Origin of the sequence: Tritonibacter mobilis F1926 (assembly GCF_000376545.2) — a bacterium.
GTDB classification, from domain to species: domain Bacteria; phylum Pseudomonadota; class Alphaproteobacteria; order Rhodobacterales; family Rhodobacteraceae; genus Epibacterium; species Epibacterium mobile.
In genome coordinates, this window is record NZ_CP015230.1 from 2619872 (window position 1) to 2640688 (window position 20817).

Here is a 20817-nt window from a genome sequence, read left to right on the forward strand (position 1 = left end):
AAACAAAACCCGTAGCGACGCGTCTCGCCAAAACAGGCCCCCTCAAGGTACTGAACTTCGCTTGCAACTTCACAAAGCGCAGCTACCTTGGTTCGTGCGCCGCTTGGGTGTCGTCTATTGAGTTATAAGGAACAGGTGCTTTGATCTCTCTGCAATTTCTCCTCACCGCATTTGTCGTCGTCCTCGCGCCGGGAACCGGTGTGATCTATACACTCGCGCTTGGCCTTGGGCGCGGTCGGCGTGCCGCAATCTGGGCGGCTTTGGGCTGCACTATCGGAATTCTGCCGCACCTGATTGCCGCAACGCTCGGTCTCGCAGCGGTCCTGCATTCCTCGGCACTGCTGTTCCAAGGCGTAAAAATCGCAGGCGTTCTATATCTGCTTTATCTCGCGTGGCAGATGCTGAAATCAGACGGCGCACTCTCTGTTTCGGCGGCAAAACCAGACCCGCAGCCGGGTATTACCATCGCCAAACGTGGGGCGCTGATTAACATTTTGAACCCGAAACTCTCGATTTTCTTTCTCGCCCTGATGCCGCCATTCCTATCCGGCAGCGCCGCCACGGCGACACAGGAAATGATGATCCTCGGCACGATCTTCATGGGTATGACCTTTGCCGTCTTTGCGCTGTACGGCCTCTTTGCCGCCCAGGCACGCAGCCTGATCCTCGGTTCAGAAGCGGTTGTAAAATGGCTCAACCGCAGCTTTGCGGCGATCTTTGCGGCACTCGCTCTACGCCTCGCGATGGAGCGCGCCTGATGCTGCGTGGCATCCCGACGGCCCCGCTCGCACTGGGGCTTGCGGGACTCATACCTTTCGTGTGGGGCGCGCTGACGCTATTGCTGCCTTCCCTGCAGGGATGGGGGATCAACAATCTAGGTCCGCGTTTCGTTGGCCCCTATGTGCAGCTTTTTTACGGCTCGGTGATCCTCAGCTTCATGTCTGGCGTCCTCTGGGGCTATGCCACCCGCGCCTCAGGTCGACTACAATCAGCGGCCTGCTACGCCCTCTCGGTGATCCCGGCCCTCTGGGCGTTTTTCATGACGGGGGGCGGGCCTGTCAGCGCTGGCATGAACCTCATCTGGGGATTCTTAGGCCTATTGCTGCTCGATATGATGTTTAGCCTGTGGCGACTCACGCCCTCGTGGTGGGTCAAGCTACGCCTGTTACTCACCGGTGTTGTTGTCCTGTGCCTCAGCGTCGGGGTGTTTTTATGAGCGACAAAGAAACCATGGCCGTCTACGCCAAGGCCGCAGCGGGTTACGCCAAGGGTTTTGCCCGCTCCAAAGATACCTTTCACGAACCCGATTACGAGGCCTTTACCGCAGGGCTCCCGTCTGGCGGCTCCGTGCTGGATCTGGGCTGCGGGCCGGGGCATTGGGCCGCGCGGTTTCGCGATGACGGCTACACTGTCTCTGCGATGGACGCATCGCCCGAAATGGCCACATATGCACGAGACGCCTATGACCTCGAAGTAACCGTTGGCCGGTTCGAGGACATCACGTCTGAGGCAAGCTATGATGGGATCTGGGCATTCTTCAGCCTGCTGCATGCTCCACGCTCAGAGTTCCCAGGCCACCTGTTGCGCCTGCACAACGCGCTCAGACCACGCGGCATGTTGGCACTGGGCATGAAGCTTGGCACAGCGGAAGGGCGTGACGAGCTGGGCCGTTTCTATGCCTACTACAGCGAAGACGAACTGCGCACTCTTCTATCCGAGGCTGGCTTCACCCCCCTTGGCGCAAGACGCGGCAATGGCAAAGGATTAGCTGGCGCAGAAGAGACCTTTATCGTACTGACCGCACATGCCTGATTTATTTGCCTATACCGACGGAGCTTGCTCCGGAAATCCCGGCCCCGGTGGCTGGGGTGCCCTCTTACGTGCCATGGACGGCGAGACCGTCGTGAAGGAACGCGAACTCAAAGGTGGCGAACAAGAGACCACCAACAACCGGATGGAACTTCTGGCTGCGATCCACGCGCTCGAAAGTCTTGCGCGGCCTTCAAAAATCACCGTCGTCACCGACTCGGCCTATGTGAAAAATGGGGTCACCGGTTGGATCTTCGGCTGGAAAAAGAACGGCTGGAAAACCGCTGCCAAAAAGCCTGTGAAAAACGTAGAGCTATGGCAGCGACTCGATGCGGCGCAGGCCCGCCATGATGTCACATGGGAATGGGTCAAAGGGCACGCAGGCCACCCTGAAAACGAACGTGCGGATGAGTTGGCACGCGCAGGCATGGCCCCTTTCAAATCTTCTGGCAAACCCTCTGGCAAGGCTTCTGCGGGCTAAACATGGCATCACTCCCGCGCAATGCCTGTTCGGTCGTGCTTCATCGCGAAGAATGGCCGGCCTTTGCGCATGCAAACGGGGGGCAGCATCTGACTGCGGGTAGGATCGTACTCGACGCAGAGGTTCCAGCATGACCATTCTGACCCTTCTGGACTACGCCGCAGCCATCGTATTTGCGGCATCGGGTGCGATGGTCGCCAGCCGCGCGCAATTGGACATTGTAGGTTTTGCGTTCATCGCCTGTCTGACAGCGGTTGGCGGCGGCACTGTGCGGGATGTGCTGCTCGACCGGCATCCTGTGTTCTGGGTTGGCGACCCAATGCCGATCCTCCTTGCCTCCGGTGTGGCCATTTTGGTGTTTTTTACGGCTCACCTCGTCGAAAGCCGCCTGCGCTGGGTGATCTGGCTCGATACCTTCGCGCTTGCCATTGCGGTTCCTGCCGGGACGGGTGCCGCGCTGGAGCTGGGGCACGGCCCCGTGATTGTTGTGCTGATGGGCATGGCGACCGGCAGTCTTGGTGGCTTGATGCGAGACGTTGTCTGCAATGAGGTGCCATTGGTTTTGAAACAGGGAGAGCTATACATTTCCTGTGCAATGGCCGGCGCGATCACTGCCGTCGCATTGGTGTGGCTGAACCTTCCTGCGGCCACCGCATTGTTGGCCTGCGCTGGTGTCACTTGGGTTACGCGAGCGGGATCGCTGGCATTTGGCTGGCACTTGCCCGTCTATAAACCCCGCCCACCCCGGCAATAACTCAATAGCTGCGACCGCCCGCAAAACAAGCGCTCGTCTTCTTGATCTTCAGACACCAGCCTATGTCACGCCCGGCAGCGCGCCCTATGGGCGCGCTGCCGGGCTGGTCGCTTTGGGCAAAGCCCGAAGCGAAACACCTCAACACATAGCTATTTATTTTGAATTTTCTGCCACAGCAGGATCAGCACCACGGCTCCCAGTATGGCTCCCACAAGCCCTGCGAACATCCCCATGACCGCCAGCAGAGTGCGCAACACCAGCCCGCCAATCAAAGCGCCAGCGATGCCAATCACAATGGTCGTGATCACGTCCGTCTCAATTCGCATGATGCGCGTTGCGATGAATCCGGCTGCAGCGCCGACAATGATCAGGAAAACAACTGGCATTCTGTCTCACTTTCCGGCTCACCTCAGAGCCATTCGTTTTCACATTCACTCAGGCCCCGATCACAACCGCGCCTGCACCACGGGGTGACTTTAGCGGCGCCAATGAAACGGCACGATGATAAGGGCTCCAATTGATGACGCCACAGCATTCCAGCCCGGAGCGTTGAAGCCGATCCCAAACATCAGCCGCAAAAAGAAAAACAGGAACGCTCCGCCAACACAGATAATAATGGATTGCACCACACCATTTTGCGTAAAGCCACTGCGTTCGGACGCGTAACCGACAATACCCGCAATCACCACGGTGCCAAAAAGGGCCAGCATCATTGCGTGTCCTCCGCTGCCGACAGCTGCATACCTTTAGGCATCTGGAACCCGCGCAAGAAAGTCTCCCGATCCTGCGCGCCTTTGCCTGCGCGTTGCAGGCGCAATAACTCCACCGCACTCTTGCCGCAGGCCACCGTCAGATTTTCATCCAACACCGTTCCTGCCAGCCCCTTACCCTCAGCCAGTCGCGATGCAAGCACCTTGATCCGCTGCCCCTGCACTTCACACCAGGCCCCGGGAAAGGGAGACAAGCCACGGATCTTGCGGTCCACATCCTCAGCGGGCTGCGACCAATCGATCTGCGCCTCAGCTTTGTCGATCTTGCTGGCATAGGTGACGCCTGCATCGGGCTGCGGCTCGGGCCTGAGATTCGGCAGGGTTTCAAGCGCCTCGATAATGAGTGTCGCGCCCATCATCGAGAGGCGATCTTGCAGTTCAGATGTGATTTCCTCGGCTCCAATGGCCGTTTTCTTGCGCAAAAGCACCGGACCAGTGTCCAGCCCCGCTTCCATTTGCATGATGCAAACACCGGTTTCTGCATCTCCCGCCATGATCGCCCGGTGGATCGGAGCCGCCCCCCGCCAGCGCGGCAAAAGGCTTGCGTGAATGTTGAGGCAGCCGTTGTTCGGCGCATCCAGAATTGCTTGTGGCAGGATCAACCCATAGGCCACCACCACAGCGATATCGGCCTCAAGCGCAGTGAACTCCGACTGCGCTTCTGCGGTTTTCAGCGACACCGGATGGCGCACCTCAAGCCCCAGTGCCTCGGCCCTTGCATGAACGGGTGTCGGACGGTCTTTCTTGCCGCGCCCGGCTGGACGGGGGGGCTGGCAATATACGGCAGCAATCTCGTGTCCCGCCTGCACCAAGGCATCCAGTACCGGGACAGAAAACTCCGGTGTTCCCATAAAGATAACCCGCATATTCCAGCCCCTTCTTGCCGCAACCGTCTGTGCACGAAGGCTTAGCGCAGGATGACAGTCAGGGCCAGAGCAGACGCGCTGACGCGCGACGGGTCAAGCCTGCCCCTCTGGGTCAGGCCAGTGCCTCCGGCGGAGGTATTTGGGAAAAGATGAAACCGCTCAGCGCGCGAATTTGCGCGCTTTCTTAATCAGCATGTCGCGCTTCACCTTGGAGAGATTGTCAAAGTACATCTTTCCGTTCAGGTGATCGATCTGATGCTGCACTGACGTGGCCTCAATACCGACAAAATCACGTCGGTCGATCACGCCATCCTCATTGAGGAACCGCACTGTGACCGCGCGGGGGCGTTTGATTTTTGCTGAGACACCTGGGAGGTTCGGGCTGGCTTCTTCGTGTTCACGCAGCTCAATTGAGGCGTGCAGAATTTCGGGGTTGGCGAGACGCACAGCGCGGCCACGCTCGGTCGAGCCATCCACCACTGCTAGACGCAGCATGACCCCAATCTGAGGGGCCGCCAGACCCACACCCGGCATTGCCTCCATCGTGTCAATCATATCATCCCAGATCGCACGGATCTCATCGGTGATCTCGCTGACCTCAGTCGCTGCAGAGCGCAGGCGTTTGTCGGGCCATGGCAGACAGGTTCGGGTGGTCATGCATTGGCCTCCTTTTGGGAAAGATAGTGCTGATGAGCCGTGCGGCGCATCTCTGGCGACAAGTGATCGAATGTTACGCGCCCGTCGAGATGGTCGTATTCATGTTGAATGCAACGAGCCGCGAACCCGTCAAAACACTGTTCGTTCACTGCGTTTTCGGCATCATACCAGCGCACTCGGATCTCTGTTGGGCGAGTGACTGGTGTGGTGACGCCGGGAATAGACAGGCAACCCTCTTCGCCCTCGGCGGTCTCAGTCGCGCGCCACAGGATGTCGGGATTTACCATCACAATGGGATTTCGCACCCCATCTTTCCAATCGACGTCCATCACAAATAGCCGTTTTAGAACACCCACCTGCGGCGCGGCCAAGCCTCGTCCCGGCGCGTCATACATGGTTTCCAGCATATTCGCGATCAGGCCTGAGAGGTCTTCGCCCTCTGCTACCGGAGCGCAGACCGCCGACAGGCGCGGATCGGGCCATTTGACGATGGGTAAGAGGCTCATACGTTGCCGCGTGCGCGTTCGCGCTTGAGCTTTTGCATCTTGCGCGTGATCATCTGGCGCTTCAGCGGCTTCAGATAGTCGATGAAAAGCTTTCCATCGAGGTGGTCGATCTCATGCTGGACACATGTGGCCCAGAGCCCATCAAACGTCTCGGTCTGGAGGTTGCCATCACGGTCCAACCACTCGACATCCACCACTTTGGGCCGGGTCACCTCGGCATATTGTTCGGGAATGGAGAGGCAGCCTTCCTCATAGACGTTCGTCTCATCCGAGGTGGCAATGACGCGGGGGTTGAACATCACCAGCGGGCGCGCCTCACCTTCGCCTTCCTTCACGCAATCCAGTACGATCAGGCGATCCAGAATACCGATCTGTGGCGCAGCAAGGCCGATGCCGGGCGCGGCATACATGGTTTCAAGCATGTCATCGGCAAGCGCGCGCAACTCATCAGAGAGGTCCGGCACATCGGCGGCGATCTTCTTCAGACGCGGGTCGGGGTGGATCAGAATGGAGCGTTTCATGGGCAAAGGCTTTAGGCCAATCCCCGCAAGGCCGCAATGTCTCATCATCGTTAGACGCCTACGCGCCGCAGGGCGTGTTTGTACCAGCACATTGGCAAGGCTTTGCAGCGCGCGCGCAATCCCCTAGCGTTTGCAACAAACACCACGGAGACAGATTAATGGATTTCGACAAGATCATCGACCGACGCGGCACCCATTGCGCCAAATGGGATATGATGGAACCGCTCTATGGCGTCACCCCTGAGGATGGCTTGGCCATGTGGGTCGCCGATACGGATTTTGCCGTGCCGGATGCGGTCTTAGCCAAGATGCGCGAGATGGCTGATCATGGTGTCTACGGCTATGTGAATTGCGAATCCCAATACAAGAGCGCCATTCAATGGTGGATGGAAAACCGCCACGGCTGGAGCGTCGACGCGGATGCGATCTTTACCACAACCGGTCTGGTGAACGGCGTCGGCATGTGCCTTGATACCTTCACCCAGCCCGGCGATGGCATTGTGCTGTTTACTCCGGTCTATCATGCCTTTGCCAAGGTGATCCGCCTTGCCGGGCGTGAGGTGGTGGAGTGCCAGATGGTGCAGGAAGATGGCGCCTACAAGATGGATTTTGCAGCCTATGACGCGCAGATGACCGGTAAGGAGAAGATGGTCATCCTCTGCTCGCCGCATAACCCCGGCGGTCGCGTCTGGACCCAAGACGAACTGCAGCAGGTCGCCGATTTCTGTAAGCGTCATGACCTGATGCTGATCTCTGATGAAATCCACCATGATCTGGTCTTTGGCGGGCGCAAGCATATCCCGATGGCCGTCGCTGTGCCTGAGGTCAGCAAGCGTTTGATCATGCTGACGGCACCGTCGAAAACCTTTAACTTTGCAGGCCTTCACACCGGGCAAGTGATCATCCCCGATGAAACACTGCGTGAACAGTTCCGCCACCGCATGATGGCAATCTACCTGCAAGGCAATACGGCCGGAGAGTTTGCGACGATCGCCGCCTATTCTCCCGATGGCGTCGCTTATGTGGAGGAACTGGTTCCCTACCTCGAGGGCAACAAGAAACTGTTTGATGAGGCAGTGAACGCCATTCCGGGCCTGCAGTCGATGGAATTGCAATCCACTTATCTGGCTTGGGTTGATTTTTCTGGCACTGGCATGGAGCGCGAAGAATTTACCCATCGCGTCGAGCAGGGCGCAAAGATCGCCGCCAACCATGGCACGACCTTTGGCACCGGCGGCGAGAGTTTCCTGCGCTTCAACCTCGGCACGCAGCGCGCGCGGGTCGAAGAAGCCTGCGAGCGGCTATCAAAAGCGTTCGCTGATTTGCAGTAACGCGAGTTTGTAAAGTCTCTGTCGCCGGGATCATCACTGGCGACAGAGGTTTGTCAAATCTCAGCCCATCGCGGCCTAGGGGGCGTCGTCAGCCCTCGCCCAGATGTTGCTCATGCCCCAAGAGGCCGACTGGCGCATCTGGCGCGCGATAGAAATCAAGCGGCGCAGTCTCCGCAGCAGCCGTGGCGCGTTTGAAGTCGTAGCACATCTCACCCGCTTCTGCCTCGGAGGCGACGATGAGACACTGTGACAGATGACGCGCGCCATCATAGAGGTCCACGAGGCCACGTAGTTGCGGCACGGTTTCCTCTTCGACAGAAAATCCGCTATCCCACAGGCGCAATACCGGGTAGATTTCATCGCCCACATGCACCCGCAGGCGGTTCTTTTTCTTCATGCCCTCAATACGCGCCTTATCAAGGGCGTCCTGAACAGATTTGGGAACATATGTGGTCATGGTCTCAACCTCCGGCTTTAGCAGACCGAGTCTTAGGGTGACGTCAAATTGGCTAAAATCAAGTGAAGAAACGGTGAATTTCCTTCAGGAAGGGTAATTGTGGTGATGAGGCTTCGCCTGCCGCATACCACTTACCTGTGCGCGCATGCAGGGACCCTGCGCAGTGGCACAGGTGGCCGCATCCCCTTCCCGACCCTATCCTTAGCTACAAGAGAACAAGGAAGGACCGATTATGGGACTGCTGGTAGACGGCGAATGGCAAGATGTCTGGTACGACACGAAATCAAACGGCGGCGCGTTCAAGCGTTCGGAATCGCAGTTCCGCAACTGGCTGACGGCGGATGGCCGCCCCGGCCCGGACGGACAACAGGGATTTAAGGCTGAAAGCGGGCGCTACCATCTCTACGTGTCGTATGCATGCCCATGGGCCCATCGCACCTTGATTTTCCGCAAGCTCAAGGGTCTGGAAGACCACATCAGCGTTTCGGTCGTTCACCCGGATATGCTCGACAAAGGGTGGGAGTTTAAAACCGACGAGGATGGCGCAACTGGCGATACGCTCTTTGGTTTTGACTATATGCATCAGATCTACACCAAGGCGGATCCAAAGTACTCAGGCCGGGTGACGGTCCCTGTTCTGTGGGACAAGCAAGAAAACACCATCGTCTCTAATGAGAGCGCGGAAATCATCCGCATGCTGAACTCTGCCTTTGACGACATCACGGGAAACACCCTTGATTTCTGGCCCGAGGAGCTGCGCGAACCCATTGAGGCCGTGAACAAACGTGTCTACGACACGGTGAACAACGGCGTTTACAAGTCAGGTTTTGCGACCTCGCAAGAGGCATATGACGCCGCCGTTGTGCCGCTGTTCGAGAGCCTCGACTGGCTGGAAGATATCCTGAGCCAACACCGCTACCTGATGGGCGACAAACTCACAGAAGCCGACTGGCGCCTGTTCACCACATTGGTGCGATTTGATCCGGTCTATCACCTGCATTTCAAATGCAATCGACGTCGCATTATCGATTACCCCAACCTCTGGGGCTACACACGTGAACTCTACCAAATGAGCGGCGTGGCAGAGACGGTAGTCATGCCACATATCGTGCGCCACTATCACTACAGTCACGACACCATAAACCCCAACCGGATCTTGCCGATCAATCCGGTACTGGACTGGCAGGCACCGCACGGGCGCGCGTAAGTCCCGCGCTCGTGAGGCGGGCTACGGGTTGCTGCGCTTGCTTTATGGCCATTGCAGGGGCATATCGTGCCTAGACACTGATCTTATAAAAGGCCGCCCCGCGATGGCAGAACCCTCTCAGTTTGCCGCTGTGCAAGACCCGGCGCAGGCCACGGCCTCTGCCGGAGGATCACGTGACCACGGTGGCAACCTCGCTGCGGCAATCGCCCGATTTGGAGGTCTGCGAGAAGACTGGATTGACCTCTCGACAGGGATCAATCCAGCACCCTACCCGTTGCCACCGCTCATGGCTGAGGACTGGACCGCATTGCCCGACCGCGATGCCCAACAGGCGCTCATCGATGCCGCGCGCAGCTTTTGGCGCGTGCCGGAGGGGGCAGACATCCTCGCCGCTCCCGGTGCCTCCGCCCTGATTGCACGCCTCCCCGCGCTGCGCCCTGCGCGAACGGTTCAGATCACCACGCCCACTTACAATGAACACGCCGCAGCGTTTGATCATTGCGGCTGGCAAATTCTGGATCATGGCCCAGCCGAGGCGCAGGTTGTGGTCCACCCCAACAACCCCGATGGCCGCCTGTGGCAGCCAGACGAAATCAACGCCCCCTTCTGCGTGATTGATGAGAGTTTCTGCGACATTTGCCCGGAACAGAGCCTGATCGCCCGCGCATCTGCCTCGGGCACCATTATTCTAAAGAGTTTTGGCAAATTCTGGGGGCTGGCTGGCTTGCGACTGGGTTTTGCCATTGGTGATCCGGATCTGATCGCAGGGTTGCGCGCAACAATGGGGCCGTGGGCTGTCTCTGGGCCTGCACTGCGCATTGGCGCGCATGCTTTGAACAATCACGACTGGGCGGCCACCACACGGCTTGAACTGGCTGACGCAGCCTCTCGACTGGATCAACTGATGCAGCAGGCCGGTGCGCAAACTGTCGGCGGCACCGATCTGTTCCGGCTCTACGACGTTGAGGACGCAAGTGCCTGGCAAGACCGCCTTGCCCGCGCTCATATCTGGAGCCGTATATTCCCCTATTCCAGCCGTTTCCTGCGCCTCGGCCTGCCGCCCGCAGATCGCTGGAGCCAACTGGAGGCCGCACTTTTATGAGCACCGCTGCGCTATTGATCCCGGCAATGATCCTCGACGCCATTTTTGGAGAACCCAAATGGCTCTGGTCCCGCGTGCCGCATCCGGCGGTTCTGATGGGCAAACTTGTACAGGCGCTCGATGATGGGCTGAATGACGGTGACGGACGACGTGGCAAGGGCGTTGTGGCCGTCCTCGTCCTTGTTGTCACTGGCCTGTGTCTGGGCTGGGCAGTGTCGTGGTTAGGAGATGTGGTCAGCGTATTGCTCGCCGCCATCCTCATCGCTCAACGCTCTTTGGTTGATCATGTACGCGCCGTAGCCACCGGTTTGCGCCATGGCCTCCTTGAGGGGCGCGAAGCCGTTGCGCAGATTGTCAGTCGCGATACAGCCAATATGACCGGCCCGCAGGTCGCGCGCTCGGCTATTGAAAGCGGCGCAGAAAATTTCTCGGATGGTGTCATCGCGCCAGCATTCTGGTTTCTGGTTGCCGGTCTGCCGGGCCTGTTAATCTACAAACTCATCAACACCGCCGACAGTATGATCGGCTACCGCACCGAGGCTTACGAGGAATTCGGCTGGGCGGCGGCGCGGTTTGACGATGTGCTCAATATCATTCCCGCGCGCCTGAGTGCGCTGCTGCTGGCAGTGGTCACATGGCGCACGAGCGAATGGGGCGAAATCAGTGCCGATGCGCGCAAGCACCGTTCCCCGAACGCGGGCTGGCCCGAAGCCGCTATGGCACGCGCACTGGGTGTCGCGCTGGCCGGTCCCCGATCCTATGACGGCGAGATGCGGGATTTTGCTTGGGTAAATGAGGCAGGGTCAAAAAGCGCCAACGCCCATGCAATCACACGGTGCTGCGACGTTCTTTGGAAATCTTGGGGTCTGACACTGGTTCTGGTGGTTGCATTGGGTCTGCTCTTCTAGATATCGTTAGCGCGAACCGATCCGACCAGAGGACAAAGAGCCATGCGTGTGCTGCCCAGCGCCAAAGCGGTCTTGCACCGCACCGCCTTGATTGCCCTACTGAGTGCCCCGACCCTTGCCGCAGCGCAATGCGGTGGGAGTTTTCAAAACTTCGTACGTGGCCTGAAAGACGAGGCCGTTTCGGCAGGCTATGCGATCAGTACCGTCAACGAGTTCTTTAATGGCGTCTCGCAAGACCAGAGCGTGCTCCGAGCTGACCGCTCTCAGGGCGTGTTCCAGAAACCCTTTGTCGAATTTTCCCGTCGCCTGATCTCGCAGAGCCGTTTGAACCGTGGCCGCAGCAAGGGCGAGGAATTCGACAAAATCTTTGACCGGATCGAGACGACCTATGGCATCAACCGGGGTGTCCTGCTGGCGTTCTGGGCGTTTGAGACCGACTACGGCGCAGTCCAGGGCGATTTCAACACTCGAAATGCACTGGTGACGCTCGCGCATGATTGCCGCCGCCCGGACCTGTTCAGACCGCAAATTTTCTCGGCCCTGGAGCTTTATCGCAAAGGGGACTTTGACCCCGCACGCACCACCGGTGCTTGGGCCGGTGAAATAGGCATGGTCCAGATGCTGCCCAGCGATATCCTTGAGCACGGAGTGGACGCGGACGGCGATGGCCATGTAACGCTCAAGACATCGGCAGCGGATGCGCTGATGTCAGCTGCACGGATGCTCTCGCACCTTGGCTGGCGCGCAAATGAGCCATGGTTGCAAGAGGTCACGATCCCCGCAGACATGGATGTCTCCGCCTCCGGCCCCGCTTATAAGAAATCCCTTGCCGACTGGGAGGCGATGGGTGTCGCACCCCGAACGACCAGCTTTGCGATGAAGGATGCAGAGGCCTCGCTGCTGCTACCGCAAGGTCATAAAGGCCCTGCCTTTCTTGCCTACCCCAACTTCGACATTTATTTTGAGTGGAATCAGAGCTTTACCTATGTTCTGACAGCCGCCTATTTTGCCACCCGACTGGAAGGCGCGCCTGTCTACGATGCCGGAAACGCTGAGCAGGGATTGTCTGGCGATCAAATGAAAGAGTTGCAGCGCCGCCTGCAAGCCCGCGGTCACGACGTAGGTGATGTTGATGGCATACTCGGCGCGAACACCCGACTGGCGGTGCAAGAAGAGCAAAAGCGTCTGGGATTTCCCGCAGACGCCTGGCCCACGCCGGATCTGCTGAACGCGCTCTGACCCAAGTCTGACCCAAGGGGCAGCTCTACGCCACCAGCGCTTCTGCCTTTTTCAGATCGACAGAAACCAGCTGGCTCACGCCTTTTTCCTGCATGGTCACGCCAAACAGCCGATCCATGCGCGCCATCGTCACCGCATGGTGGGTGATGATCAAAAAGCGCGTGTCGGTCTGGCGGCACATCTCGTCCAACAGATCGCAGAAACGCGTGACATTGGCGTCATCAAGCGGCGCGTCGACCTCGTCGAGCACGCAAATGGGCGCAGGGTTTGACAGGAACACAGCAAAGATCAGCGCCATCGCCGTCAGGGTCTGTTCCCCACCAGACAAGAGCGACAGGGTCGACAGTTTCTTGCCCGGTGGTTGGCACATGATTTCCAGACCGGCGTCCAGCGGATCATCGCTTTCGACCATCAACAGGTTCGCCTCGCCGCCGCCGAACAGATGGGTGAACAGCATCGCAAAAGAGCTGTTCACTTGCTCAAAGGCGGTCAGCAGGCGCTCCCGCCCCTCGCGGTTGAGAGAGGCAATCCCTGAGCGCAGGGTCTTCACCGCCTCTTCCAGATCCAGCTTCTCTGCCACCAGCGTGTCATACTCACTTTGAACTTCGCGGGCGTCTTCCTCTGCACGCAGGTTCACCGCACCAAGCGCGTCGCGCTGGCGTTTGTGACGGGCGACCTCGACCTCCAGCGTTTCGGCGTTGGGCATATCCTCAGGCGCGACGTTTAACTGTTCCAACAGCTCGGCAGGCTCCAGCTGCATCACCTCATCGATGCGCTCAGCCGTGGCTTCGACGGTTTCGCGGGCAGCCTCGGTGCGGGCTTCGGACCGCGCCCGTGCTTCGCGCGCCTCAGAGGCCAGACGCTCGCATTCGCGCTCATTGTGGACCGCCTCGCGCAGCACAGCTTCGGCAGCAACCAGCGCATCCGTCGCCTCAGCCTTGCGCGCCTCCGCATCGGTGATCTGTTCGTTAAGCTCCTCGCGGGTCTCGGCAATCTCGCCGGGCACCGCCATCGCGTCTTCCAGTTCCTCTTGGCTGGTCTCACGACGCTCTTCGAGCTCAGAAATTCGTTTCCCAGCCGAGTCCAGACGCAACCGCCAGCCAGAGATTTCCTTGGTCACGGTCTGCGCGCGTTTGGTGCGCGCCTCACCTTCGCGGCGCAACTCATCCAGCGCGGAGCGATGCGTCAGCATGGTGATCCGCGCCGCCTCGACCCCGTGTTTGATCTCCTCAACCTTGGCGCGCGCTTCAGAGAGATCCCCCAGAACCGCCTGCGCCGTTTCGGCGTCTTTCAGTTGCAAGGATGCCGTCAGCGCGTCCTCATCATGGCGCGCGACAGCAATGCCAAAGTTTTCGAGCTTGCCTTCGGCGAGGTTCTTTTCCGCCTCAGCGCGGCTCAGGGCACGGGCACTATCCGCGACGCGCTGATCGGCGGTGCGGCGGGCCTGACGGGCCGCCTGATCCGCAAGGGTCACTTCTTCGAGCTTGCGCACCAAGGTCTCATGTGCGGCCTGCGCACCCTCTGTGCGGGCCGTGGCATGCGCCAGATCCTGTTTCAGCGCCTCCAGCCGGTTCATTTGCTCCAGTCGCATCGCCGCCGCTGAGGGCGCATCTTCGGCCCAAGAGCGGAACCCGTCCCAGCGCCACAGATCGCCCTCCAGCGTCACCAAACGTTGACCGGGCTGCAACAAAGGCTGCAAACGCGCCGCCTCATCCGGGTCAACCACGCCGATCTGTGCAATCCGCCGCCAGAGCGCATCAGTACCATCGACATATTTGCCCAGCGGCTCCACCCCATCCGGCAGCGGCGCATCACGTTCATAGGACGGCAACGTCAGCCAGCCCGTCGGCCCATCGCTATCCGCAAGCGGCGCGCGTAGATCATCCGCCAATGCAGCGCCAAGGGCTTTCTCGTAGCCCGGTGTCACCCGCAGATCATCCATGACCTGACCGCCCTCGGCGGTGTCACGCTCAACCAGCTTTGCCAGCGCCGTGACCTCGGCCCTGAGCGCGCCCAGCTCCCCCTCTGCCTCAGAGCGTTTCGCACGCGCTTCGGTTTCATGTGCCTGCGTTTCAGTGCGCAACTCATCCGCCTCGGCCAGCGCCTCTTCTGCCGTCTCGGCGGCTTCGCGGGCCTCTTCCTCTGCCTCCAAAGCCGCCTCATAGGCCGCCTCGGACGCAGCCAAGGCCTCTCGCGCAGTGTCCTGAGCGGCGCGGGATTTGGCACCCTCACCTTCGGCGCGCTCCAATGCACGGCGGCAATCCTCGACGAGACGCTGCGCGGACTGATGGCGCGCAGCGAGCCGTGCAACATCCTCTGTCACCTGCGAGAGATGTTCCTCACCATTATGGAGGATGGATGTGGACTCTTGGGCAACCTCTGCGGCCTCCGCCATGCGGTCATCGTGCCCATCACCCGCCTTGGCCAGTTCCCGCTTTTCCCACTCCAGACGTTCAATCGTCTCGCCCGCATCCCGGTTCAGCCCGGCCTCGCGTTCGATGTCATTGCCAAGCTGCTGGATGCGGCTGTTCAGACGTTCAATATTCTGCCGGGCCTGCGCTTCTTGATCGGAGAGCGCATCGCGCTGTACCACCAAACGCTGCAGCACAGCCGCGGCGATTGCCTCTTCTTCGCGCAGCGGTGGCAATCCGTCCTCGGCCTCAGCCCGTTTTTCGGCTGCAACACGCGCCAGCGCCTCAGCTTTGGCGGCTTGCGTCACACGCGTGCGGAGTTCTTCTTCGGCCGCCAGACGCGCCTCATCCGCCTCACGCCAGCGACGATAGAGCAGCATACCCTCGGCCAGCCGCAATTTCTCGCCAATCTCGCGGTAGCGCTGCGCCTGTTTGGCCTGTCGTCCAAGCTGCCCCAACTGCGTCGCAAGCTGCTCGATCACATCATCGATGCGCAGCAGATTCTGTTCCGTATTCTTGAGCTTCAGTTCCGCCTCATGACGGCGCTGATATAGGCCCGAGATCCCGGCCGCCTCTTCGAGCACCCGACGGCGCGCTTTGGGTTTGGCGTTGATCAGCTCGGAAATCTGACCTTGCCGCACCAACGCGGGCGAATGCGCACCGGTTGAGGCATCGGCAAAGAGCATCTGCACGTCCTTGGCCCGCACATCCTTCGCGTTGGCCTTATACGCCGAGCCGACGTCACGGGTGATCCGGCGCACAATGTCGAGTTGGTCAGAGTCATTGAACCCAGAAGGCGCCAGTCGTTCGGAGTTGTCGATCTGCAGACTGACTTCGGCAAAGTTGCGCGCAGACCGCGTCGCGGTGCCGGCAAAGATCACGTCTTCCATGCCTCCGCCCCGCATCGCCTTGGCGCGGGTTTCCCCCATCACCCAACGCAGCGCCTCCAAGAGGTTCGACTTGCCACAGCCATTCGGCCCCACAACACCTGTCAGCCCATCGGCGATGAGCAGGTCAGTGGGGTCCACAAAGCTTTTGAAGCCGTTGAGCCTGAGTTTGGAAAAGCGCAAGTTCGCCCCTTCTGGTGATTCCGTTGCAGGAAATCACAGCAGCCTTGCGCCCCCCGAGTCAACGGCACATGCCGCAAAATCGGCAGTTTCCCACCTGCGCTCACACCATATCTTGTGGATAACCCCGTTTCACATCGCGGTTTTCAGCACGCGTCCCAGCCGCGCAATCCCCTCGGCGATTGCGGGTCCATTACTGTTTGAGAAACTCAGTCGCAGGGTGTTTTCGCCCGCCCCATCCGCATGGAAGGCTTGTCCCGGCACAAAAGCGACTTTCTCCTGCTCCAACGCACGCTCCAATAACTGCGCACCACTTATGCCTTCAGGCAAGGTGACCCAGATGAACATGCCACCCTCGGGCTTGGTCCAAGTGACGCCTGCGGGCATATGTTCCTTGAGGGCCGCCAGCATTGCATCACGTCGCCCCATATAGACCGAACGCAATTCCGCAACATGAGTGTCGAACAACTGCTCCGCCACCTGATAGGTCACGATCTGGTTGATCGTAGGAGAGTGCAGGTCAGAAGCCTGCTTCATCAGCACCAACTGCTGGATCACCGGCGACGCCGCAACCACCCATCCCACGCGCAAACCCGGCGACAGGGTTTTGGAAAATGTGCCGCAATAGATCGTCCGGCAGGCCTCAATATCGCCTCCCTTCCGGTCTTGCTCCAGCGCCAGCATAGGCGGCACCGGCTCCCCGTCAAATCGCAGATCCTGATAGGCGGCATCCTCAATGACAGCCGTATCAAGCGTTTCGGCCAGATCCAGCATCTGCAGACGTTCTGCGCGGGTCATCGTCACACCCGTTGGGTTGGCAAAATCCGGACTGAGATAGGCAAACTTAACCCGACCTCCTGCCGCTTCGGCGGCTTGCGCGTAACGCTCGGGCGGTTGATTTTCACCAGACCGAAGCCGGTCATAGCGTGGCTCATACGCGTTAAAGGCCGCAAGTGCGCCCAGATAAGTGGGCCAGCCCACCAGCGCCGTATCCTTGGGACTGAGGAACAGTTTACCCAGATAATCAATCGCCTGCTGCGATCCCGACGTGATCAGAATATTCTCGGGCCCGCACTGAACACCAATCTTCGCCATATGCGCGGCAATCCACTGACGCAGGGGCAGATAGCCCTCAGAGACAGAGTATTGCAGGGATTGCGCCTGACGCTCTGGAGAGAGCGCCGCCTGAAACGCATCAGCAAACGCCTGCGCCGGAAACAACGCCGGATCAGGTATCCCACCGGCAAAAGAAAGCAACCCCGGCTGGTCAAGCAATTTGAGCAGCTCGCGAATTTCCGAAGCCTTCATACGGCCAATACGTGTTGCATATTGCGCAGCGGGGGTCATTTTGATTACTTCCTTTCGTCATCTTCGCGAAATCGACAGGAAAGCGCAAAACAAGTCAATACTTCTGACCTATTATTTCAGCTTTCGTGATCTTGCGGGCCCCTCATGTTGGTGGTCATATGATTTGACCAATCTTTGTTTTTCGAGGTCTTCGATGCCGTTCCAGAAAGTGCAGCCGGAAAAGCTCTCCACCGCAGTGGTGCGCCAAATCGAAAAACTCATTCTGCGCGGTATTCTACGCCCCGGGGAACGCTTGCCCTCCGAACGCGAACTGGCCGAGCGACTGGGGGTCTCCCGTCCCTCCTTGCGCGATGCGCTGGCAGAATTGCAGGACCGCGGATTGCTCTCCAGCCGCGCGGGGTCCGGTGTGTTTGTGGCCGATGTCCTTGGCTCCGCCTTCTCGCCTGCGCTGATCCAGCTTTTTGCCAGCGACGATGAGGCGGTCTTTGACTACCTGTCGTTTCGCCGTGACCTCGAAGGTATGGCCGCTGAACGCGCTGCAAAATTCGGCTCTGACGCGGACCTCGGCGTCATTCAGGAGATCTTTGACCGCATGGAAGAAGCGGGAGATCCCAGTATTTCAGAGGCCGCTGCGGAACTCGACGCGCAATTCCATTCCGCCATTCTGGAAGCCAGCCATAATGTCGTGCTCTTGCATATGATGCGCTCCATGTTCGACATGCTGCGCAAAGGTGTGTTCTACAACCGCCGTATCATGTTCGGCCAGCACACCACTTATGAGGCACTGCTGGAACAACACCGCGCCATCAACGCCGCTTTGCAGGCCCGCGACGCCCATGCGGCACGAACGGCTGTCGAAACCCACATGGACTATGTGAAACAGGCACTCGACGAACAAATACGGGCTGATAGAAATGCCAGGATTGCAGCGCAGCGACTAGAACATGAACGCAACCGCTAGGCGGATGTGCTGTCGATAAACCCACGGGTTTCAGCCTTGAGTGCGGCGGTAAAGATCATCTCGGCGCTGTCCACCTCAACGAGGCGGCCCTCTTCAAAATACGCCACACGATCAGCAATTTGCGCGGTTTCCGCCAAGGTTGCAGACACAGCCACAACCGCATGATCTTTTTTCAGATCAACTGAGAGCGCACAAAGGGCCTCGCCTTCGCCCTGATCAATCGACCCAGTAGAGCGGTCCAGCAACAGGACCTCAGGTTGCACCGAGATGCTGCGCGCGATGCACAGCAGGCGTTGCTGGTGGCGCGGCAGATCCACGCCGCGCCGTTTGTGCAGGACATCCTTTACATGATCCCAGAGCATACATCGCCGCAATGCCGTCTCTACGGCCTCAGCCACCTCATGGCGGCTGGTCGCGATCTGGTTCAGTTTGAGACCATAGGCGATATTGTCCCAAACGGACAACGGGAACGGGTTAGGTGTCTCAGGGATATAGGCCACCTTGCGCCGCAGCACGGGCAAATCACACTGGGGTGAGAACACCTCTGTGTCGCCATATGTCAGGCTACCAGTCGTCGCCAGTTGACGCTCGTGTTGCAACAGCCGGCACATGGCCCGCATCAAGACGGACTTACCTGCTCCTGTGCGTCCAATCAGCCCCAGAACCTCCCCCTTGCGAATATCTAGTGTGACATCGCAAAGCACATCCCGACCGCCAACCTTAAGACTAAACTCTCGCAAGCTGATCGCCGCAGGAAGCGTCACCCGATCTTTTGTCAGCTGAGACGTTTTGTGATGGAGAGGCAATGAATGAAACATCGGGACCCTGTTCTTATCGGGATGCCCTCGCTCTTCGCACGACAGGGTTAACGGATCATCCCACCGATTGCAGTTGTCATGAAAAATTCATGAAGCGACCGCAGCGGCATGAGAGGTTCAAAACAGGCCCTCCCTCAATCCACCAAATGCAAAAGCCCCAGCCGTCAGGCCGGGGCTTTCGCAATAGTCGTCGCATGCAAGATCTGCTTAGTGCAGCTTGGCGTCCACGTCCTGAATGGCCGCGTCGATCAGCTTGTTTGCATCGGCTGCGGACATTTGCTTGGAGATCACCTGATCGGCGACTTCGACAGCAATGGTGATGGCGCGGTCACGGACCTCTTTCACTGCAGAGGCTTCTGCAGAGGAAATCTGCTCTTCCGCAGCGGCCAGACGGCGCGCGATGGAAGCCGCGAGATCTGCCTTCGCCTGCTCCGCCGCAGCAGCGGCCTCGTCACGGGCGTTGGCGACGATGCGCTCGGCTTGGGCCTGGACGTCCTGCTGCTTGCGCTCGTAGGAGGCCAGAAGGGTCTGGGCCTCTTCGCGCAGCGCGCGGGCTTCTTCCAGTTCCGACTTGATGCTGTCCGCGCGATTGTCGAGCTGTTTGCCGATCAAGGACGGCACTTTGGCAGCGAGCAGGATGCCAATGAACAGCAGGAATGCGAGAACAACAACAAAGTCGGTGTTGCCGAGGTTCCAGCCGCCGCCAGCAGCGAAGGCAGGAGATGCGGTTGCGAGGGTCAGAGCAATTGCAAGAGTTGCGCGCATGGTCTTAGCCCTCCGTCCGTTTGGCGACAGCAGCCGCCACAGCATCAGCGTCGTCCTTGCCACCCAGAGCCGCAACCAGAGCGGATGCGGTGTCGGTTGCAACGAGTTTGACACTTTCCAGCGCACCAGCGCGGATTTCAGCAATGGCTTTCTCGGATTCCGCTGCTTTCGCAGAGATTTGCTCATCCGCCTTTGCGATTGCCTCGTCGACCCCAGCCTGAATTTCGGCGCGGGTTTCGGCGGCAATGCGCTGCGCTTCCGCGCGGGCATCAGCCAGTGCCTTGTTATAAGCGTTTTCGGCCTCGACAGCTTTGGCTTTGAGATCTTCAGCCGCAGCGAGGTCGTTTGTGATAGTCCCCTGACGCTCGTTCAGAATGGCTGCGATACGGGGCAGCGCGACGCGCGACAGGATCAGGTAGATCACGACAAGCGTGACCAGAAGCCAGAAGATCTGGTTTCCGTAGGTCGAGAAGTCCAGCTGCGGCATGCCGGATGAGCCGGTCACCGCGTCGGCAGCTCCATGACCTGTATCGGCCGTATTAGATGCCATGTCGTCCTCCTATGGAACTTGCCGTTACACCGGGCGGGGCGCGGTTGGCACTCCGCCCGGCCGTAAGGAAAAAGTGTTCCGGAGTCTTAGACGGCGAACATCAAGAGCAGAGCGACCAGGAACGAGAAGATGCCCAGAGCTTCTGCAAATGCGATGCCGATGAAGAGGGTTGCGGTCTGGGAAGCAGCCGCGGAGGGGTTGCGCAGAGCGCCCGCCAAGAAGTTAGCAGCAACGTTGCCAACACCCAGAGCAGCAATACCAGTACCCATGCCAGCCAGGCCAGCGCCGATGTATGCGAGATCGCCTTCCATTTGATATCTCCTTACGAT

At 59.3% G+C, this 20817-nt stretch carries 24 protein-coding genes; 11 read left to right on the plus strand and 13 right to left on the minus strand.

Features of this window, described 5'->3' with window-relative positions:
* Positions 1–140 precede the first annotated feature (140 nt).
* The 5 genes from K529_RS12355 (at position 141) to K529_RS12375 (ending at position 3044) form a co-directional block, all read left to right on the plus strand.
* The gene (locus K529_RS12355) at positions 141–758 is read left to right on the plus strand and encodes a LysE family translocator (protein ID WP_005615048.1); all 618 of its coding nucleotides are present in this window, start codon (positions 141–143) and stop codon (positions 756–758) included.
* Complete coding sequence (locus tag K529_RS12360; protein ID WP_005615051.1) at positions 758–1216, plus strand: DUF3429 domain-containing protein; 459 nt, start codon at positions 758–760, stop codon at positions 1214–1216. Before K529_RS12355 ends, K529_RS12360 begins: the two co-directional genes overlap by 1 nt.
* Positions 1213–1812 carry a class I SAM-dependent methyltransferase gene (locus tag K529_RS12365; RefSeq protein ID WP_005615054.1) on the plus strand — a complete coding sequence of 200 codons (600 nt, stop codon included), beginning with the start codon at positions 1213–1215 and terminating at the stop codon, positions 1810–1812. The genes K529_RS12360 and K529_RS12365 overlap by 4 nt, the downstream gene beginning before the upstream one ends.
* On the plus strand, positions 1805–2290 hold the full coding sequence (gene rnhA / locus K529_RS12370) for a ribonuclease HI (RefSeq protein ID WP_005615057.1): 486 nt from the start codon (positions 1805–1807) through the stop codon (positions 2288–2290). The genes K529_RS12365 and rnhA overlap by 8 nt, the downstream gene beginning before the upstream one ends.
* Positions 2291–2420: 130 nt before the next feature.
* A complete protein-coding gene (locus K529_RS12375; RefSeq protein ID WP_005615062.1) occupies positions 2421–3044 on the plus strand; it encodes a trimeric intracellular cation channel family protein in 624 nt (207 codons plus the stop codon).
* Positions 3045–3193: 149 nt separating this feature from the next.
* On the opposite strand, the gene K529_RS12380 is transcribed toward K529_RS12375, so the two are convergent.
* From K529_RS12380 to def (K529_RS12405), 6 genes are all read right to left on the minus strand, one after another.
* Positions 3194–3430, minus strand: coding sequence for a GlsB/YeaQ/YmgE family stress response membrane protein (locus tag K529_RS12380; protein WP_005615065.1), 237 nt, complete (start codon positions 3428–3430; stop codon positions 3194–3196).
* Positions 3431–3520: 90 nt separating this feature from the next.
* Positions 3521–3757 (minus strand): hypothetical protein, encoded by a 237-nt coding sequence (locus K529_RS12385; RefSeq protein WP_005615068.1) that lies wholly within the window; start codon positions 3755–3757, stop codon positions 3521–3523.
* A complete protein-coding gene (gene fmt, locus K529_RS12390; protein WP_005615071.1) occupies positions 3754–4680 on the minus strand; it encodes a methionyl-tRNA formyltransferase in 927 nt (308 codons plus the stop codon). The genes K529_RS12385 and fmt overlap by 4 nt, the downstream gene beginning before the upstream one ends.
* Before the next feature lie 159 nt (positions 4681–4839).
* Positions 4840–5337: a peptide deformylase gene (gene def / locus K529_RS12395; protein WP_005615074.1), complete on the minus strand. Its 498-nt coding sequence runs from the start codon at positions 5335–5337 to the stop codon at positions 4840–4842.
* Positions 5334–5843, minus strand: a complete 510-nt coding sequence (def, locus tag K529_RS12400) for a peptide deformylase (protein ID WP_005615076.1) — start codon at positions 5841–5843, stop codon at positions 5334–5336. The genes def (K529_RS12395) and def (K529_RS12400) overlap by 4 nt, the downstream gene beginning before the upstream one ends.
* On the minus strand, positions 5840–6364 hold the full coding sequence (gene def / locus K529_RS12405; protein WP_005615078.1) for a peptide deformylase: 525 nt from the start codon (positions 6362–6364) through the stop codon (positions 5840–5842). Before def (K529_RS12405) ends, def (K529_RS12400) begins: the two co-directional genes overlap by 4 nt.
* Positions 6365–6522: 158 nt before the next feature.
* Here def (K529_RS12405) and K529_RS12410 point away from each other — a divergent pair, with 158 nt between their 5' ends.
* Entirely contained in the window at positions 6523–7695 is a 1173-nt protein-coding gene (locus K529_RS12410; RefSeq protein WP_005615081.1) for a MalY/PatB family protein, read from the plus strand.
* Between the two features lie 88 nt (positions 7696–7783).
* On the opposite strand, the gene K529_RS12415 is transcribed toward K529_RS12410, so the two are convergent.
* On the minus strand, positions 7784–8152 hold the full coding sequence (locus tag K529_RS12415; RefSeq protein WP_005615084.1) for a hypothetical protein: 369 nt from the start codon (positions 8150–8152) through the stop codon (positions 7784–7786).
* 232 nt (positions 8153–8384) lie between these two features.
* Between K529_RS12415 and K529_RS12420 the strand changes: the two genes are divergently transcribed.
* The 4 genes from K529_RS12420 (at position 8385) to K529_RS12435 (ending at position 12608) form a co-directional block, all read left to right on the plus strand.
* On the plus strand, positions 8385–9359 hold the full coding sequence (locus K529_RS12420) for a glutathione S-transferase family protein (RefSeq protein ID WP_005615087.1): 975 nt from the start codon (positions 8385–8387) through the stop codon (positions 9357–9359).
* Positions 9360–9462: 103 nt separating this feature from the next.
* Positions 9463–10461, plus strand: coding sequence for a threonine-phosphate decarboxylase (locus K529_RS12425; protein WP_005615091.1), 999 nt, complete (start codon positions 9463–9465; stop codon positions 10459–10461).
* Positions 10458–11369, plus strand: a complete 912-nt coding sequence (cbiB, locus tag K529_RS12430) for an adenosylcobinamide-phosphate synthase CbiB (RefSeq protein ID WP_005615094.1) — start codon at positions 10458–10460, stop codon at positions 11367–11369. The genes K529_RS12425 and cbiB overlap by 4 nt, the downstream gene beginning before the upstream one ends.
* Positions 11370–11411: 42 nt before the next feature.
* Positions 11412–12608 carry a lytic murein transglycosylase gene (locus K529_RS12435; RefSeq protein ID WP_005615097.1) on the plus strand — a complete coding sequence of 399 codons (1197 nt, stop codon included), beginning with the start codon at positions 11412–11414 and terminating at the stop codon, positions 12606–12608.
* Positions 12609–12633: 25 nt separating this feature from the next.
* Here the strand turns inward: K529_RS12435 and K529_RS12440 are convergent, their stop codons facing one another.
* Together K529_RS12440 and K529_RS12445 are read right to left on the minus strand one after the other, a co-directional pair.
* Entirely contained in the window at positions 12634–16089 is a 3456-nt protein-coding gene (locus K529_RS12440) for a chromosome segregation SMC family protein (protein WP_046002193.1), read from the minus strand.
* 129 nt (positions 16090–16218) lie between these two features.
* Positions 16219–17433: an aminotransferase-like domain-containing protein gene (locus K529_RS12445; RefSeq protein ID WP_005636451.1), complete on the minus strand. Its 1215-nt coding sequence runs from the start codon at positions 17431–17433 to the stop codon at positions 16219–16221.
* A 154-nt stretch (positions 17434–17587) separates the two neighbouring features.
* On the opposite strand from K529_RS12445, the gene K529_RS12450 reads away from it, so the two are divergent.
* The gene (locus tag K529_RS12450; RefSeq protein WP_005636449.1) at positions 17588–18355 is read left to right on the plus strand and encodes a FadR/GntR family transcriptional regulator; all 768 of its coding nucleotides are present in this window, start codon (positions 17588–17590) and stop codon (positions 18353–18355) included.
* On the opposite strand, the gene K529_RS12455 is transcribed toward K529_RS12450, so the two are convergent.
* The 4 genes from K529_RS12455 to K529_RS12470 form a co-directional block, all read right to left on the minus strand.
* Positions 18352–19173, minus strand: a complete 822-nt coding sequence (locus tag K529_RS12455) for a phosphate ABC transporter ATP-binding protein (protein ID WP_005636447.1) — start codon at positions 19171–19173, stop codon at positions 18352–18354. The two genes, K529_RS12450 and K529_RS12455, sit on opposite strands and share 4 nt — an antisense overlap.
* 207 nt (positions 19174–19380) lie before the next feature.
* Positions 19381–19938, minus strand: a complete 558-nt coding sequence (locus tag K529_RS12460; protein WP_005636444.1) for a F0F1 ATP synthase subunit B — start codon at positions 19936–19938, stop codon at positions 19381–19383.
* 4 nt (positions 19939–19942) lie between these two features.
* Positions 19943–20488, minus strand: coding sequence for a F0F1 ATP synthase subunit B' (locus tag K529_RS12465; protein ID WP_005636441.1), 546 nt, complete (start codon positions 20486–20488; stop codon positions 19943–19945).
* Between the two features lie 86 nt (positions 20489–20574).
* Complete coding sequence (locus tag K529_RS12470; RefSeq protein WP_005636439.1) at positions 20575–20799, minus strand: F0F1 ATP synthase subunit C; 225 nt, start codon at positions 20797–20799, stop codon at positions 20575–20577.
* Between the last annotated feature and the right edge of the window lie 18 nt (positions 20800–20817).

What these genes read in the sequence shown, in the direction of transcription:
- K529_RS12360 (WP_005615051.1), top strand. Translation starts at nt 758, where the DNA reads ATGCTGCGTGGCATCCCGACGGCCCCGCTCGCACTGGGGCTTGCGGGA.
- K529_RS12365 (WP_005615054.1), top strand. Translation starts at nt 1,213, where the DNA reads ATGAGCGACAAAGAAACCATGGCCGTCTACGCCAAGGCCGCAGCGGGT.
- rnhA (WP_005615057.1), top strand. Translation starts at nt 1,805, where the DNA reads ATGCCTGATTTATTTGCCTATACCGACGGAGCTTGCTCCGGAAATCCC.
- K529_RS12375 (WP_005615062.1), top strand. Translation starts at nt 2,421, where the DNA reads ATGACCATTCTGACCCTTCTGGACTACGCCGCAGCCATCGTATTTGCG.
- K529_RS12380 (WP_005615065.1), bottom strand. Translation starts at nt 3,430, where the DNA reads ATGCCAGTTGTTTTCCTGATCATTGTCGGCGCTGCAGCCGGATTCATC.
- K529_RS12385 (WP_005615068.1), bottom strand. Translation starts at nt 3,757, where the DNA reads ATGATGCTGGCCCTTTTTGGCACCGTGGTGATTGCGGGTATTGTCGGT.
- fmt (WP_005615071.1), bottom strand. Translation starts at nt 4,680, where the DNA reads ATGCGGGTTATCTTTATGGGAACACCGGAGTTTTCTGTCCCGGTACTG.
- def (WP_005615074.1), bottom strand. Translation starts at nt 5,337, where the DNA reads ATGACCACCCGAACCTGTCTGCCATGGCCCGACAAACGCCTGCGCTCT.
- def (WP_005615076.1), bottom strand. Translation starts at nt 5,843, where the DNA reads ATGAGCCTCTTACCCATCGTCAAATGGCCCGATCCGCGCCTGTCGGCG.
- def (WP_005615078.1), bottom strand. Translation starts at nt 6,364, where the DNA reads ATGAAACGCTCCATTCTGATCCACCCCGACCCGCGTCTGAAGAAGATC.
- K529_RS12410 (WP_005615081.1), top strand. Translation starts at nt 6,523, where the DNA reads ATGGATTTCGACAAGATCATCGACCGACGCGGCACCCATTGCGCCAAA.
- K529_RS12415 (WP_005615084.1), bottom strand. Translation starts at nt 8,152, where the DNA reads ATGACCACATATGTTCCCAAATCTGTTCAGGACGCCCTTGATAAGGCG.
- K529_RS12420 (WP_005615087.1), top strand. Translation starts at nt 8,385, where the DNA reads ATGGGACTGCTGGTAGACGGCGAATGGCAAGATGTCTGGTACGACACG.
- K529_RS12425 (WP_005615091.1), top strand. Translation starts at nt 9,463, where the DNA reads ATGGCAGAACCCTCTCAGTTTGCCGCTGTGCAAGACCCGGCGCAGGCC.
- cbiB (WP_005615094.1), top strand. Translation starts at nt 10,458, where the DNA reads ATGAGCACCGCTGCGCTATTGATCCCGGCAATGATCCTCGACGCCATT.
- K529_RS12435 (WP_005615097.1), top strand. Translation starts at nt 11,412, where the DNA reads ATGCGTGTGCTGCCCAGCGCCAAAGCGGTCTTGCACCGCACCGCCTTG.
- K529_RS12445 (WP_005636451.1), bottom strand. Translation starts at nt 17,433, where the DNA reads ATGACCCCCGCTGCGCAATATGCAACACGTATTGGCCGTATGAAGGCT.
- K529_RS12450 (WP_005636449.1), top strand. Translation starts at nt 17,588, where the DNA reads ATGCCGTTCCAGAAAGTGCAGCCGGAAAAGCTCTCCACCGCAGTGGTG.
- K529_RS12455 (WP_005636447.1), bottom strand. Translation starts at nt 19,173, where the DNA reads ATGTTTCATTCATTGCCTCTCCATCACAAAACGTCTCAGCTGACAAAA.
- K529_RS12460 (WP_005636444.1), bottom strand. Translation starts at nt 19,938, where the DNA reads ATGCGCGCAACTCTTGCAATTGCTCTGACCCTCGCAACCGCATCTCCT.
- K529_RS12465 (WP_005636441.1), bottom strand. Translation starts at nt 20,488, where the DNA reads ATGGCATCTAATACGGCCGATACAGGTCATGGAGCTGCCGACGCGGTG.
- K529_RS12470 (WP_005636439.1), bottom strand. Translation starts at nt 20,799, where the DNA reads ATGGAAGGCGATCTCGCATACATCGGCGCTGGCCTGGCTGGCATGGGT.